12 protein-coding genes and 1 pseudogene are annotated in these 12,783 nt (G+C 67.6%); 5 read left to right on the top strand and 8 right to left on the bottom strand.

The genetic code is table 11. The features are described 5' to 3' along the window. Nucleotides 1–83 precede the first annotated feature (83 nt). Together ABIB26_RS02000 and ABIB26_RS01995 are read left to right on the top strand one after the other, a co-directional pair. Nucleotides 84–1,151, top strand: a complete 1,068-nt coding sequence (locus ABIB26_RS02000) for an ABC transporter ATP-binding protein (RefSeq protein ID WP_354239078.1) — start codon at nt 84–86, stop codon at nt 1,149–1,151. Nucleotides 1,152–1,198: 47 nt separating this feature from the next. After that, nucleotides 1,199–2,971, top strand: a complete 1,773-nt coding sequence (locus tag ABIB26_RS01995) for an ABC transporter permease (RefSeq protein WP_354239284.1) — start codon at nt 1,199–1,201, stop codon at nt 2,969–2,971. Nucleotides 2,972–2,974: 3 nt separating this feature from the next. Here ABIB26_RS01995 and ABIB26_RS01990 read toward each other — a convergent pair whose 3' ends face one another. The 3 genes and pseudogenes from ABIB26_RS01990 to ABIB26_RS01980 form a co-directional block, all read right to left on the bottom strand. After that, entirely contained in the window at nt 2,975–4,165 is a 1,191-nt protein-coding gene (locus ABIB26_RS01990) for a 4-hydroxybenzoate 3-monooxygenase (RefSeq protein WP_354239076.1), read from the bottom strand. Nucleotides 4,166–4,258: 93 nt separating this feature from the next. Beyond that, nucleotides 4,259–5,038, bottom strand: coding sequence for an IclR family transcriptional regulator (locus ABIB26_RS01985; RefSeq protein WP_354239074.1), 780 nt, complete (start codon nt 5,036–5,038; stop codon nt 4,259–4,261). Nucleotides 5,039–5,130: 92 nt separating this feature from the next. Beyond that, nucleotides 5,131–6,209, bottom strand: a pseudogene (locus ABIB26_RS01980) (FUSC family protein). Nucleotides 6,210–6,432: 223 nt separating this feature from the next. Here ABIB26_RS01980 and mscL point away from each other — a divergent pair. Next, nucleotides 6,433–6,969 (top strand): large conductance mechanosensitive channel protein MscL, encoded by a 537-nt coding sequence (gene mscL / locus ABIB26_RS01975; RefSeq protein WP_354239073.1) that lies wholly within the window; start codon nt 6,433–6,435, stop codon nt 6,967–6,969. Nucleotides 6,970–7,022: 53 nt separating this feature from the next. Next, nucleotides 7,023–7,889 carry an ACT domain-containing protein gene (locus ABIB26_RS01970; protein ID WP_354239071.1) on the top strand — a complete coding sequence of 289 codons (867 nt, stop codon included), beginning with the start codon at nt 7,023–7,025 and terminating at the stop codon, nt 7,887–7,889. On the opposite strand, the gene ABIB26_RS01965 is transcribed toward ABIB26_RS01970, so the two are convergent. Then, nucleotides 7,886–8,824: a diacylglycerol/lipid kinase family protein gene (locus ABIB26_RS01965; RefSeq protein WP_354239069.1), complete on the bottom strand. Its 939-nt coding sequence runs from the start codon at nt 8,822–8,824 to the stop codon at nt 7,886–7,888. The two genes, ABIB26_RS01970 and ABIB26_RS01965, sit on opposite strands and share 4 nt — an antisense overlap. Nucleotides 8,825–9,054: 230 nt before the next feature. Here ABIB26_RS01965 and ABIB26_RS01960 point away from each other — a divergent pair, with 230 nt between their 5' ends. Beyond that, on the top strand, nt 9,055–9,294 hold the full coding sequence (locus tag ABIB26_RS01960) for a hypothetical protein (protein WP_354239067.1): 240 nt from the start codon (nt 9,055–9,057) through the stop codon (nt 9,292–9,294). A gap of 3 nt (nt 9,295–9,297) precedes the next feature. On the opposite strand, the gene ABIB26_RS01955 is transcribed toward ABIB26_RS01960, so the two are convergent. From ABIB26_RS01955 to ABIB26_RS01940, 4 genes are read right to left on the bottom strand one after another with little or no spacing between them, the layout of a single operon-like run. Then, entirely contained in the window at nt 9,298–10,119 is an 822-nt protein-coding gene (locus ABIB26_RS01955) for an IclR family transcriptional regulator domain-containing protein (protein ID WP_354239065.1), read from the bottom strand. Nucleotides 10,120–10,169: 50 nt separating this feature from the next. Further along, complete coding sequence (locus ABIB26_RS01950; protein WP_354239063.1) at nt 10,170–10,862, bottom strand: 3-oxoacid CoA-transferase subunit B; 693 nt, start codon at nt 10,860–10,862, stop codon at nt 10,170–10,172. A 1-nt stretch (nt 10,863) separates the two neighbouring features. Beyond that, on the bottom strand, nt 10,864–11,523 hold the full coding sequence (locus ABIB26_RS01945) for a 3-oxoacid CoA-transferase subunit A (protein WP_354239061.1): 660 nt from the start codon (nt 11,521–11,523) through the stop codon (nt 10,864–10,866). Then, nucleotides 11,508–12,767, bottom strand: a complete 1,260-nt coding sequence (locus ABIB26_RS01940; protein WP_354239059.1) for a thiolase family protein — start codon at nt 12,765–12,767, stop codon at nt 11,508–11,510. The genes ABIB26_RS01945 and ABIB26_RS01940 overlap by 16 nt, the downstream gene beginning before the upstream one ends. Between the last annotated feature and the right edge of the window lie 16 nt (nt 12,768–12,783).

Genomic DNA, 12,783 nt, shown 5'->3' with positions numbered 1-12,783 from the left:
CCGGTGGCTGCAGCGGGCGGTGATGCCCGCTGCAGCGACACGCCTCCGTTCGATGCCCCGCCGCCAGAACAAGACAGGTTGCCATGATCCGTTTCGAGAACATCGAGGTCACGTTCGGTGATTTCATAGCCATCCCTGAACTGAACCTGCAGGTAGGACCGGGCGAATTCTTCACGCTGCTGGGGCCATCCGGTTGCGGAAAGACGACGGCGCTGCGCACCCTGGCCGGGTTCATTGAACCGTCCGCCGGCGACGTCTACGTCGACGGCAAGGCGGTCACCCGGCTCCCCAGCGACAAGCGGCAGGTCGGCATGGTGTTCCAGAACTATGCCCTCTTCCCCAGCATGAGCGTGTGGGAGAACATCGCCTTCGGCCTGCGGGTCCGCAAGGAGAAGCCCGCGGAGATCGACCGGCTGGTCCGCGATATCGCCAAGCGCGTTGACCTGTCCGAGGACCAGCTGCGCAAAAACGTCGCGGAGCTTTCCGGCGGGCAGCAGCAGCGCGTCGCCGTCGCCCGGGCGCTGGTGCTGCAGCCCAAGATCCTGCTGCTCGACGAACCGCTCTCCAATCTGGATGCCAAGCTCCGGCACCAGCTGCGCCAGCAGCTCAAGGACCTCCAGAGCGAGTTTGGCATCACCACCGTCTACGTCACCCACGATCAGGATGAGGCGCTGGCGATGAGTGACCGGGTGGCTGTCTTCAACAAGGGAGCGGTGGAACAGATCGGTACCCCGCAGAGCATCTATGACGAGTCCGCCACCGAATTCGTCTGCAACTTCATCGGCGACAGCTCCCGGCTCACCGCCGAATTCGTCGCCGAACTGAACCGGCAGTCGCGCCACATCCTCGATCCCACGGCCAACTCCTATCTGCGGGTGGAGAAAGTGTCCCTGGACGCCGCCGGCGGGGACGGCCGGGCCGTCCCGGTGAACGGAACCGTGGTCTCGAAGACTTATCACGGCCTGCACAGCCGGTACGTCGTGCGCTGCCACGGCTCCGACATCCGGCTCCTGGTCAAGGAAGACGGCGGCGCCCACCCCGAGACGGGCAGCCAGGCAACGGTGTACGTCCAGCCGTCCCACGTCCTCCAGTACCACCCGGAAACCGGCGTCTCGCTCGGCGCCCGGCTGCCGGAAGCGGCCCGCCCGTGAGCAGCGCGGGCCGGCCGGGCAATTCCAACGGCGCCGGCATCCGGGGCATGCTCCGCTCGCCGGCGTTCCTGATCGTCGGGGTGGTGCTGACCTGGTTCATCGCGGCCTTCCTGGTCTGGCCCAACGCGAACGTGCTGATCCAGACGTTCTTCCCGGACGGAAGCTTCTCCGGCCGCGCCGCCGAGAAGCTCTTCTCCTCCCAGCGGGCGATGAAGTCACTGGGCAACAGCTTCCTGCTGGCCCTCGCGTTGTCCATCACGGTCAACGTGGTGGGCATCTTCATCGTGCTGGTCACCCAGTACTTCAAGATCCGCGGCTCCAGGATCCTGTTCCTCGGCTATGCGACCACCTTCATCTACGGCGGGATTGTGCTGGCCGCCGGTTACAAGTTCATCTACGGCGACAAGGGCATCGTCACCGGGTACCTGCTGTCCTTGTTTCCCGGGATGGACCCGGGCTGGTTCTCCGGATTCTTCGCCGTGCTGGTTGTCATGACGTTCGCCACCACCACAAACCACATGCTCTTCGTCACCAACGCCCTCAAAGGCGTGGACTTCCAGACCATTGAAGCGGCCAGGAACATGGGGGCCTCGGACTGGACCATCCTGCGGCGCATCGTCCTGCCGATGCTGAAACCGACCCTGTTCGCCGTGACCGTGCTGTCCTTCCTGACCGGCCTGGGCGCCCTTTCCGCACCGCAGGTGCTCGGCGGACGGGATTTCCAGACCATCACGCCCATGATTCTGACCTTCACGAACAGCCCGACGTCGCGGGACCTCGCGGCGCTGCTGGCGGTCATCCTTGGCCTGGCCACCATCGTGATGCTGGCCGTGATGACGCGGCTGGAAAAGGGCGGAACCTACTTCTCGGTCTCCAAGGTCTCCGCCGGGCTGCAGAAGCAGCGCATCAGCAATCCTGTGGCCAACGCCGTCGTCCACATCGTCGCGTACCTGCTGTTTGCCGTCTACACGCTGCCGGTGGTGCTGATCGTGATCTACTCGTTCGCCGACGGCGCCGCCATCCAGACCGGGCAGCTCGCCGCGGGCAGCCTGACCCTGGACAACTACGTCCGCGTGCTCACCCAGCCGTCGGGCCTGCGGCCCTTCATCATCAGCATCGTCTACAGTGCCCTGGCCGCGGTGATCGCCGTCGGAGGGCTGTTGTTCGTGGCCCGGCTGCTGCAGAAATACCGCAACTGGGTCACCAGCGTCTTCGAGTACCTGCTCCACATTCCCTGGATCCTGCCCTCGGCGCTGCTCGCCCTGGGCCTGATCCTGAGCTACGACCACCCGAATCCGCTGGTCGGCGGCGCGGTGCTGACAGGGACTACCGTGATCCTGCTGATCGCCTTCGTGACCGTCAAGATCCCGTTCACGCTGCGGATGCTCAAGGCCTCCTTTGCCTCGGTCAACTCCTCGCTCGAGGAAGCCGCCAGCATCATGGGCGCCAAGACGCTGTACATCTTCCGCCGGATCCTGCTGCCGATCGTGCTCCCGGGGGCGGCGGCGATCACGGCACTGAACTTCAACAGCCTGCTGGATGACTACGACACCGCGATCTTCCTGGCCCACCCCCTGTTCCAGCCCCTCGGCCTGGTCATCAAGGCGAACACGGACGGCGCCGAGGGCGTGGACGGGGTGTCCAACACCTTCGTCTACACGGTGCTGCTCATGGTCATCACGGGCGTGACGATGTATCTGGTCTACGGCAGATCGGGCCGGAAACCTTCCCGGGCGGCAAAGGCCGGCTCGGGCACGAAGGACACCACGACGCCGGCCCCGGCGGAAGCCGCGCCGGCCGACTCCGTGCGCGTCCCCTAGTTTCTAGTGCGCCCCGGGCCAGCCGGTGTACGCCTCGGCGAGGTAGGCGCGGCCGTGACGGGACGACACCACCGTGTTGAGCTCGCCGAGCTGGCGGGCACGGGCAAAGTCGTCGCCGTCGGCCGGGGTGTGCAGCATGGATGTCATCCAGTAGGAGAACTGCTGGGCCTTCCAGACCCGGTCCAGGGCCCGGTCGCTGTAGGCATCCAGCAGCACGGTGTTGCCGGTCTTGTAGAAACTGTCGAACCCCTCGAAGAGCACCTTGACGTCGTGGAGCGCCAGGTTCAGGCCCTTGGCCCCGGTCGGCGGGACGGTGTGGGCCGCATCCCCGGCCAGGAAAAGATTTCCGTGCCGCATCGGGGCGTGCACGAAGCTGCGGAACTTCAGGACCATCTTGTCGATGACCGGGCCTTCCTTGAGTTCGAATCCGTTGCCGTTGACGCGGTTGCGGAAGGCGTCCCAGATGCGGTCTTCGCTCCAGTTGTTGACGTCTTCATTGGGATCGCACTGGAAGTACATCCGCTGGACGGTCTCGGTCCGCTGGCTGATCAGGGCGAAGCCGTTCTCGGAGTTGGCGTAGATCAGTTCATCGGAGCTGCGCGGCGCCTCGGCCAGGATGCCGAACCAGGCGAAGGGATACTCGTGGAAGTACCACTTGCGGCTGGCCTCCGGGATCTGGAAGCGGCAGTGGCTGCGTGAACCGTCCGCGCCGGTGATGAAGTCCGCCTGCACCTCCCATTCCACGCCCTCGGCGTCGGTGAACCAGACCTTGGGCTTGCCTTCGAGGTCGTGGATCGTGGTGTCGGTGACGCTGTAGCGGACGTCGCCGCCGTCTTCCTGGCGGCGGGCGGCGAGGTCGAGGAAGACGTCGGTCTGGGGGTAGAGCCAGACGGACTCGCCGACGAGGTCCTGGAAATCGATCCGGTGGCTTTCGCCGTTGAAGCGCAGTTCGATTCCGTCATGCCGGTCGCCGTCCCGCAGCACCCGGTCCGAGACGCCGCTGTCCACCAGCAGGTTCACCGAACCGTGTTCCAGGATGCCGGCGCGGACGGTTTCGGAGATTTCCTGGTGGCTACGGATCTCGATCACAGTGGATTCGATCCCCTGCTTGGCCAGCAGGTGCGAGAGCATCAGCCCTGCGGGACCGGCGCCCAGGATGGCGACTTGGGTGGTGATGACTTTACGGTTTGCCATGGTGTCCTCGCTTCGTTGCGGGGCCCGGACTGTTGCTGGTCCGGGTCGGGTGGATTCTCTGGCTACAGTGTGCGCCCGGACCCGTGAGCGGCGTTACAGCAATTCCGCTGAATGGAATACCTCGATGCTTTTCGCGTCATGCAGCTGCCGCCCGATTCCGCGTGCGGCGGTCTGCAGGGCCGGGACCAGCGCCTGGAGCCGCATTTCGCGCAATGGAACGACGACGCCGAACGCCGCCACCGTACGGCTCCTCGCGTCCCGCACGGGAACGGCGATCCCCCAGGTGTCCGGGTCCACGACGCCGGCCAGCTGGGCAAAGCCGTGGCCGGCTGTTTCCTGCAGCAGGACCCGCACTTCGTCCGGCGTCACCTTGCCGGCGGGATCCTGGAACTGCCGCAGATACTCCGCCTGGACCGCGGGCGGCTGGTTGGCCATCAGCGCCAACCCGGCAGAGGACACGTGCACCGGCATCCGGCCGGCGATCTGCGCCCGGTTCGCCACCGATCCGCGGCGGGACAGCCGTTCGACAAAGAGCGCTTCCCAGCCGTCCAGCACCGCCAGGTTCACGTTCTGGTTCAGCACCTGCTGGATGTCCTCCATGAACGGCATGGCGGCCTGGCGGAGGGCCAGGGTGGGGGAATTCCGGTTCACCAGCTCCCACAGCCGCAGTCCCAGCCGGACCGAGCCGCCGCCGCCCAGCTCCAGGAGCCCGTGCCCGGCGAGCTGCCGGACCAGGCGGTGGGCAGTGGTCACGGGCAGCTGCGCCCTGGCCGCGAGCTCCGAGAGCTGCAGCACCGTGACGCCCTCGGGAAACGCCTCGATGACCCGCACCACGCGGTCCACGACGGAGTCGCCGGCGTCGGAATTGGCCATGGCTGTCACTTCCGTTGAATGGATACTGCTTTCACTTTACGCTGGCCGGGATTGGCGCCGGTCCCGGCAGCACCCGCCGCTACAGCGCCGGTTCAGGCTGCGCCGCAGCCAGGAGTTCCCTGCCGGGCGCGCAGCTGGCGCCACGCGGTCGGAGCCAGCACGACGGCGATGCCGACGGCGGCACCGATGACGGTCTCCAGGATCCTGTCCCGCAGCAGCAGCCCGGGCGCCGAGGGCGCCACCAGCAGGGTCGAGATCAAGGCCAGCGGCGTAACGAAAATCTGGGCGAGCACATACTGCCGGGCGATGAACATCTCGGCGCCGAATTGGAAGGCGGCGATCACCAGCACGGTCTGCCAAGGGGCCGGCTGCAGCAGCAGGATCCCCGCGAGCAGCACCAGCCCCACGGCCGTGCCGACGATCCGCTGGATCCCGCGGCTCACCCGGTGCCGGGTGGAGTGCCCCACGAGCGGCACGACGGCTGCCACCATGGCCCAGTAGTTGTGGCCGAAGCCGAGCCATTCACCGGCCAGGGTCCCGAGCGTTCCGGCCAGTCCGGCGGCCACGAGGTAGCCGAGGCTTTCGAGCCGTGCGGCACGCTTCTCCGCCAGGGTCAGGCGGGCGGGCCGGGGCCAGACCCAGGGGCTCCGGCGGCTCCGGGCCACGCGGGAGGACATACCGATCAGCAGGGAGAAGGCGACCGTCAGCGCGGCCACGAGCATGGCTTGCAAGAGCGGCGGCTGGTTGGGGATGGAGGCGATGGCCGCGAAAGCGAAGATGTGGAAGAGCGATCCCGCCGGGCGGAGCCGCCACCAGGCGACGATCAGCGAACAGCCTCCCGCCACCAGAGTGGTCGCGACGACCTGCACCCAGATGGTGTCCGCCGTGGAGAGACCCTGGGCACCGCCCGCGCGTGCTGTGAGGGCGGCCAGCAGCATCACCAGCAGCATCAGCGTCCCGGCGCCGAACTGGAGGACGAAGCGTTTGGCGTGCGGCTCATTGCGGCCGTAGATCCCGGTGAAGGCGCCGAAGGAGGCGAAGATGGCCAGATCCAGGCGGTCCAGCAGCACCAGGGTGATCAGCGGACAAAGACGCCGACGGCGCAGCGGATGGCGACCTGATAGTCCTTGTGGCCGGGTGCCATGGTGAACATCTCAGCGAACAGCTTCACGGGTGGTCTGCGCCTTTCGTTGCGGTCCGATGATTACGACGGCGGCACTGGCATCCAGACTGGATTCTACGCCGGAACGGTGCAGTTGCAGCACCGCGCTCCGTTCAGCAGAACCCGTCACGGTCCGCGGAAACAGGCCGGGAAGTGGTAGCGTCTACCGGTTGATTCCCGCCAGCGGAGTCACCACTGGACGACGTACGCCAAGGCACCCCGGAGGACCCCCATGCTCAAAGGATTCAAGGATTTCATCCTGCGCGGCAACGTGATCGAACTGTCCATCGCGGTGGTGGTCGGCACCGCCTTCACCGCCCTCGTCAGCGCATTCACCTCGAACATCGTCAACCCCATCATCGCCGCGGCCGGCGGCGTCGAGACCGAGGGGCTGGGCTTTCCTATCTGGCCGGGCAACCAGAAAACGTTCGTTAATTTCGGTGCGGTCATCACGGCCTTTGTCACCTTCCTGATCACCGCGGCGGTGGTGTACTTCATCTTCGTGGCGCCCATGAACCGGATCAACACGATCGTCAAGAGGCGCCTCGCCACCATGGAACCCGAAGAGGAGTCAGTGCCCGCGGACACGGCCCTGCTCGTCGAAATCCGCGACCTGCTGGCCCGGCTCGCGGCCCCGGAACGGACCCGCGAACACCCCACCGGCCACATGGCCGACTACACCGGCGAGCACACGGCCAGCCACGCCGGTGAACACGCCGGTGAGCACACGGCCGAGCACGCGGGCGGACGCAGCCGCTGGACCGACTGAAAAAGTCACCGCCCGGCAATAGGGCCGTAACAGCAGCCGGACATCATGGAGCCATGAAGCCCACAGCCCATGCAACCTCCGAGCTGAGCTGCGAAGTGTGCGGCCAGCTGCCCGAACCGACCAAGGCCCGGCTGACCCTGGCCAATATCGCCGTGATGCTGCCGATCGAACTGCTGGTGCACGCCGCGGTGGTGGAAACCCATCTGCCCTACCTGGCCAAAGTCCTGGTCCTCACCCTGACCGCCACCATCCTCGTGATCTGGGTCGCGGAGCCCTCCGCGGCCCGGATCCTGCGGAGCTGGCTGCATGCCCCGGCCCTGCGCCACCGCAGGAAGCTGGGCGCGGCACCGGCCCTGTGGCGGGCCCGCACGGTGCTGAAGGACAGGCCCGGCGCCCTGCAGAAAGTGACGCATGCACTGGCCCGGCTGGACGCCAACATCCTGAGCATCCACGTCCACCCGGTGGCCGGCGGCGTGCTGGACGAGTTCGTGCTCTCGGCGCCCGGTGAACTGCGCGAAGGCGAATTGCTCCGTGCCCTGCTCGACGGCGGCGGCAGCGAACCGCAGGTGTGGCCCACCACCGCCCTGGCCATGGCCGACGGGCAGACCGGCGCACTGAGCCTGGCCGCCCGGATCGCGGCGAACCCCGAGGAACTGCCGCTGGCGGTGGCGGAACTGCTGCACGCCCGGATCGAGCCGGCACCGGACGCGGACACGGCAGCTGCGGGAACAACCCCAGCAAGGGACAACACAGCCAATGACGGCACCATCCTGAGGATCCCGACCGCCTGGCACGGACCGATCACGTTCTCCCGGCCCGGCGAACCGTTCACACCGGCGGAGTCCGCACGCGCCCACCGCCTGGCCGAGCTCGCCGAGATCCTCGCGTACAGTACGGCCGCGCCGGCAGATCCGGCCTAGACCGTCATCCGGATCTTCAGCGCTTCATGCCCCACCGTGACCTTGAGGTGCTTGGCCTTGCCGAGGTGGTCGCCGTCGAGCTGGAATTCCTGCTCGTGATCAAGCTCGATCTCCGCGGACTTGCCCGTGAAGTACTCCACGGACGTGTTCTTGCTGTTCTTCCGGCCGAAAATTCCGGCGAGCACGGTGAGCCAGCCAAGCTTCCCTGCGGGCGCCAGGATGACGACGTCGAGGATGCCATCATCCGGCTTGGCGTCGGGGAAAATCTCGATGCCGCCCATGAGCTTGCCGCAGTTGCCGACCATGACACTGCGGATCCGGCGGCGGACCGGGTGCTGTCCGTCGATGCTGATCTTCGCCTTGACGGGCTTGCCGGGCAGGTGGCGGACGCCGGCCTCGACGTAGGCGAGCCAGCCCACGCGGTCCTTGAGTTCACTCACCGTGTTCGCCATGATCGCGGCGTCGTAGCCGAGCCCGGCCATGACGAGGAAGAGCTGTTCGTCCTCCGCGTGGTCCAGGCTTGCCTTGATCACGTCCACCGCAGCGTCCGTGCCGGTCAGGATGTCATGGCTGGCGGCGACGGGATCGGCGATGTCGATCCCGAGGTTGCGGGCCAGCAGGTTGCCCGTTCCCATCGGGACGAGTCCCATCGGCGTTCCGGTGCCGGCCAGGATCTCCGCCACGCAGCGGACGGTGCCGTCGCCGCCGGCGACAATGACGACGTCGACCTCCGCCTCCAGTGCCTCGCGGGCCTGGCCCGGGCCGGTGTCCTCCGCGGTGGTTTCCAGCCAGAGCGGCTCCGCCCAGCCCTGCGTCTCGCACAGCCGGTGGAAGGCCGCCTTGAAATTCTCGCCCGGGGACTTCAAGGGGTTGATGATCACGGCGGCGCGCCTGGACTGTGTTGTGTTCTCAAGCGCGGGGTTGTTCTCTGGCATGGCGTCCTTCGAAGGCAAGTGGCATGAAGTGTCCCGAAGTGAAATCCTAGCGGGATTTCCCCCCGTAACTTAGGCAGCCGGGCCACCGATCGTGGACGTTTCGGCGCCGGGGTCACTAGACTGGCCATGCTCAAGTACTGGAGCCCGCCGGCCTAAGCCATCTGCCGGGCCGCCCGCCTGTCCGGATCAGCCGGACGGGCCGCGCTCCAGGGGCGGGAAGCGGGGGGCACATGACCGAACCACAGGAAAACTATTCAGCCGAGGCTGAGGCGTCCAGCACGGACCCCCATGACTGGGGACGGGCGATGGCACTGGCGGTCACGCGGCTGGCTGAGCAACTCGCACCCAAGGACAGCGAGGACATCCACTCCACGCTCGTGGGCAGGGAACTGCACCTCAAGATCCGTGACGACGCCTCAGGGGTCACCATCACCGTGTCCACGGCGCCGGTCAAAGACCCCGAGAGCTGACGGCTAACGCCCGCCGGACAGGTCCGCGGAGACGAGGGCCGCGGTGGCCACGGTTGCCTTCCGCACCCGGTCCAGGTAGGCCTCCGGGTCCGGCTGCGCGGCCACGGACTGGGCCTGCAGCGAGACATTGATCGCGGCGACCACCTTGGGCCCGTCATGGACCGGCGCCGCGACGGACATCAGCCCCAGTTCGAGTTCCTGGTCCAGCAGGCACCAGCCCTGCGATCGCACCACAGCCAGCTCAGCCTGCAGCGCCTCTCCGGTGCCGATCGCCCGCGGCGTCAGGGGGCGGATCTCGGCGGCGGCGAGGTATTGCGCGAGCTCGGCGGGCGGAAGCGCCGCGAGCAGGACCCGGCCCATCGACGTCGCGTAGGCCGGAAACCGGGTGCCCACCGTGATGCCGACGGTCATGATCCGGCGGGTGGCCACCCGGGCGATGTAGGCGATGTCCGTCCCGTCCAGCACGGCGGCCGACGTCGATTCGCCCAGCTGGAGCGAAAGCGCCTCGAGATGCGGCTGTGCGAGCTGCGGCAGGGATAGTCCGGACAGGTAGGCATAGCCCAGCTGCAGCACTTTGGCGGTCAGCGCGAAGACCTTGCCGTCGGTGCGGACGTAGCCCAGCTCCAGCAGGGTGTGCAGGAACCGCCGGGCGGTGGCCCGGGTCAGGTCCGTCCGGGCGGCCACCTCGGTCAGCGTCATCGTCGGGTGGTCCGTGTCGAAGGCCCGGATCACCGCGAGCCCGCGCGCCAGCGACTGCACGTACTGGTCGCTGGCCGCGGGCGCGGGCGCGCCACCGCTCCTGGCGCCGTTTGCTGCCTCAATCATTTCTGCCCCTCATGCTCTGGCAACACTTTATACGCGGGACAGCCTTTTGCTCAGCTTCCGACGGCGCTTCCGACGGCGGCCGCGGCTTTGAGCGGCACCGGCACCATCGCCTGGAGCTCCTCGAGCGTGCAGCCGAAGGTTTCCCGGACCTGCACGCCGTCGGGGCCGGTGAGGAAGACCGCCTTGTCCGTGTACACGCGGGTGACGCAGCCGATGCCGGTCAGCGGGTAGGTGCACGTCTCCACCAGCTTGGACACCCCTTCGCGGGTCAGGAGCGTCATCATCACGAAGACATCCTTGGCCCCGGTGGCGAGGTCCATCGCGCCGCCGACGGCCGGGATCGCGTCCGGCGCCCCGGTGTGCCAGTTGGCGAGATCCCCGGTGGCGGAGACCTGGAAGGCCCCGAGGACGCAGATGTCCAGGTGTCCGCCACGCATGATCGCGAAGGAGTCGGCGTGGTGGAAGTAGGACGCCCCGGGCAGTTCGGTCACCGGGATCTTGCCGGCGTTGATGAGGTCGCCGTCGATCTGGTCCCCGGTGGCTTCCGGGCCCATGCCCAGCATGCCGTTCTCGGTGTGGAGCGTGATGTTCTGCTCCGGCGCGAGGTAGTTGGAGACCAGCGTGGGCTGGCCGATCCCGAGGTTCACGAAGGAGCCGGGCTTGATGTCCCGGGCCACCAGGCGCGCCAGGTCATCGCGCCCCAGCGGCTTGCCGGAGGTCTGGATACTCGTCTGGACGCTCATCTCAGGCCACCTTCACAATGCTGTTGACGTAGATTCCGGGGGTCACGATGATCTCCGGGTCCAGGGCGCCCGTGGGCACGATCTCGGACACCTGGACCACGGTGTGCTCCGCGGCGGCGGCCATGATGGGGCCGAAGTTCCGGGCGGTCTTGCGGTACACGAGGTTGCCCTTCCCGTCCGCCGTGAGCGCCTTGATCAGGGCGACGTCGGCGTGGATGGGGGTCTCGAAGACCTGGCCGCGGCCGTCGAGGATGCGGGTTTCCTTGCCCTCGGCCAGCGTGGTGCCGTAGCCGGTGGGGGTGAAGAAGCCGCCGATCCCGGCGCCCGCGGCGCGGATCCGCTCGGCCAGGTTGCCCTGCGGCACCAGTTCCAGCTCGATCTCGACGGCATGGTACTTCGCGTCGAAATGCCAGGAGTCGGACTGCCGCGGGAAGGAGCAGATCATCTTCTTCACCCGGCCTTCCTTGATCAGCAGCGCCAGGCCCAGGTCGCCCTGGCCGGCGTTGTTGTTGACCACGGTCAGGTCCGTGGCGCCGCAGTCCATCAGGGCGTCGATGAGTTCGAACGGCTGGCCGGCGTTGCCGAAGCCGCCTATCATCACGGTGGAGCCGTCCTTGATGCCGGCGACTGCCTCGCCGACGCTGTCTACGAAGTGCAGCATGTCTTAGCCCCTTGCTGTGACTGTTTTTGCCGACGGTGCTGTGCCGACAGTGCGGTGGAAGCGGTGACGTTTTCGAGCACGACGGCCAGGCCCTGGCCGACGCCGATGCAGATCGCGGCGACGCCCCAGCGCTCACCGGAGGCCTGCAGGCTGCGGGCCAGGGTGCCGAGGATGCGGCCGCCCGAGGCGCCGAGCGGGTGGCCCATGGCGATGGCGCCGCCGTGCCGGTTCACGATTGCGGGGTCGATGCCCCAGGCGTTGATGCAGGCCAGGGACTGCGCGGCGAACGCCTCGTTGAGTTCGACGGCGCCCACCTGGTCCCAGCCGATGCCGGCCTTGGCGAGGGCCTTGTTGGCGGCCTCCACGGGGGCGTAGCCGAAGAACTGGGGATCGTTGGCGTGCGCGCCGCGGCCGGCGATGCGGGCCAGCGGTTCCAGGCCGAGCAGCCCGGCGGCGTTCTCGCTGCCAATCCAGGCCGCGGAGGCGCCGTCGGACAGCGGGGAAGCGTTGCCGGCGGTGACGGTGCCGTGCTCGGTGCGGAACACGGTCTTGAGCCCGGCAAGCTTCTCGGCCGAGGAACCGGCGCGGATGCCCTCGTCGCGGGTGAGGTCGGTGCCCGGCACCACGGTGACGAGGTTGTCATAGAAACCTGCATCCCACGCCGCGGCGGCGAGGTTGTGCGAGTTGGCGGAGAATTCGTCCTGCTGTTCGCGGGTCACGCCGTACTTTTCGCGCAGCCGCTCCGTGGCCTCGCCCAGGGAGACGGTCCAGTCCGGGCGCATGGCCTTGTTGACCAGCCGCCAGCCCAGCGTGGTGGAGACCAGGGTCATGTCACCGGCCGGGTACGGCTTCTCGGTCTTCGGCAGCACCCACGGGGCGCGGCTCATGGATTCAACCCCGCCGATCAGCATCAGCTCCGCGTCGCCGGTGTTGATCTGGCGGGACGCGATGATGGCCGCGTCCAGCGAGGAGCCGCAAAGCCGGTTGACGGTGGTGCCGGGCAGCGAGACCGGCAGGCCCGCGAGCAGCGTGCCCATCCGGGCGACGTTGCGGTTTTCCTCCCCGGCGCCGTTGGCGTTGCCGAACACCACCTCCTCGATCTGCTCGACGTCGAGCTTCGGGGCGCGGTTGACTGCTTCCTTGATCACGTGCGCGGCGAGGTCGTCCGGGCGGACGCCGGCGAGGCCGCCGCCGAACTTGCCGAACGGGGTCCGCACGGCGTCGTAAATAAAAGCCTGGTTCATTTTGCTCCTCTGATTC

It is taken from the genome of Arthrobacter sp. UYEF20 (assembly GCF_040546335.1).
In the GTDB taxonomy this organism is placed as follows: Bacteria; Actinomycetota; Actinomycetes; order Actinomycetales; family Micrococcaceae; genus Arthrobacter.
Note: the sequence above shows the minus strand (reverse complement) of the source record. Positions and strands in the feature narration are given on the sequence as shown.

Excerpts from the sequence above, each read along its gene's own strand:
- mscL (WP_354239073.1), top strand. The coding sequence starts at position 6,433 with ATGCTCAAAGGATTCAAGGATTTCATCCTGCGCGGCAACGTGATCGAA.
- ABIB26_RS01970 (WP_354239071.1), top strand. The coding sequence starts at position 7,023 with ATGAAGCCCACAGCCCATGCAACCTCCGAGCTGAGCTGCGAAGTGTGC.
- ABIB26_RS02000 (WP_354239078.1), top strand. The coding sequence starts at position 84 with ATGATCCGTTTCGAGAACATCGAGGTCACGTTCGGTGATTTCATAGCC.
- ABIB26_RS01995 (WP_354239284.1), top strand. The coding sequence starts at position 1,199 with ATGCTCCGCTCGCCGGCGTTCCTGATCGTCGGGGTGGTGCTGACCTGG.
- ABIB26_RS01940 (WP_354239059.1), bottom strand. The coding sequence starts at position 12,767 with ATGAACCAGGCTTTTATTTACGACGCCGTGCGGACCCCGTTCGGCAAG.
- ABIB26_RS01985 (WP_354239074.1), bottom strand. The coding sequence starts at position 5,038 with ATGGCCAATTCCGACGCCGGCGACTCCGTCGTGGACCGCGTGGTGCGG.
- ABIB26_RS01950 (WP_354239063.1), bottom strand. The coding sequence starts at position 10,862 with ATGAGCGTCCAGACGAGTATCCAGACCTCCGGCAAGCCGCTGGGGCGC.
- ABIB26_RS01960 (WP_354239067.1), top strand. The coding sequence starts at position 9,055 with ATGACCGAACCACAGGAAAACTATTCAGCCGAGGCTGAGGCGTCCAGC.
- ABIB26_RS01990 (WP_354239076.1), bottom strand. The coding sequence starts at position 4,165 with ATGGCAAACCGTAAAGTCATCACCACCCAAGTCGCCATCCTGGGCGCC.
- ABIB26_RS01945 (WP_354239061.1), bottom strand. The coding sequence starts at position 11,523 with ATGCTGCACTTCGTAGACAGCGTCGGCGAGGCAGTCGCCGGCATCAAG.
- ABIB26_RS01955 (WP_354239065.1), bottom strand. The coding sequence starts at position 10,119 with ATGATTGAGGCAGCAAACGGCGCCAGGAGCGGTGGCGCGCCCGCGCCC.
- ABIB26_RS01965 (WP_354239069.1), bottom strand. The coding sequence starts at position 8,824 with ATGCCAGAGAACAACCCCGCGCTTGAGAACACAACACAGTCCAGGCGC.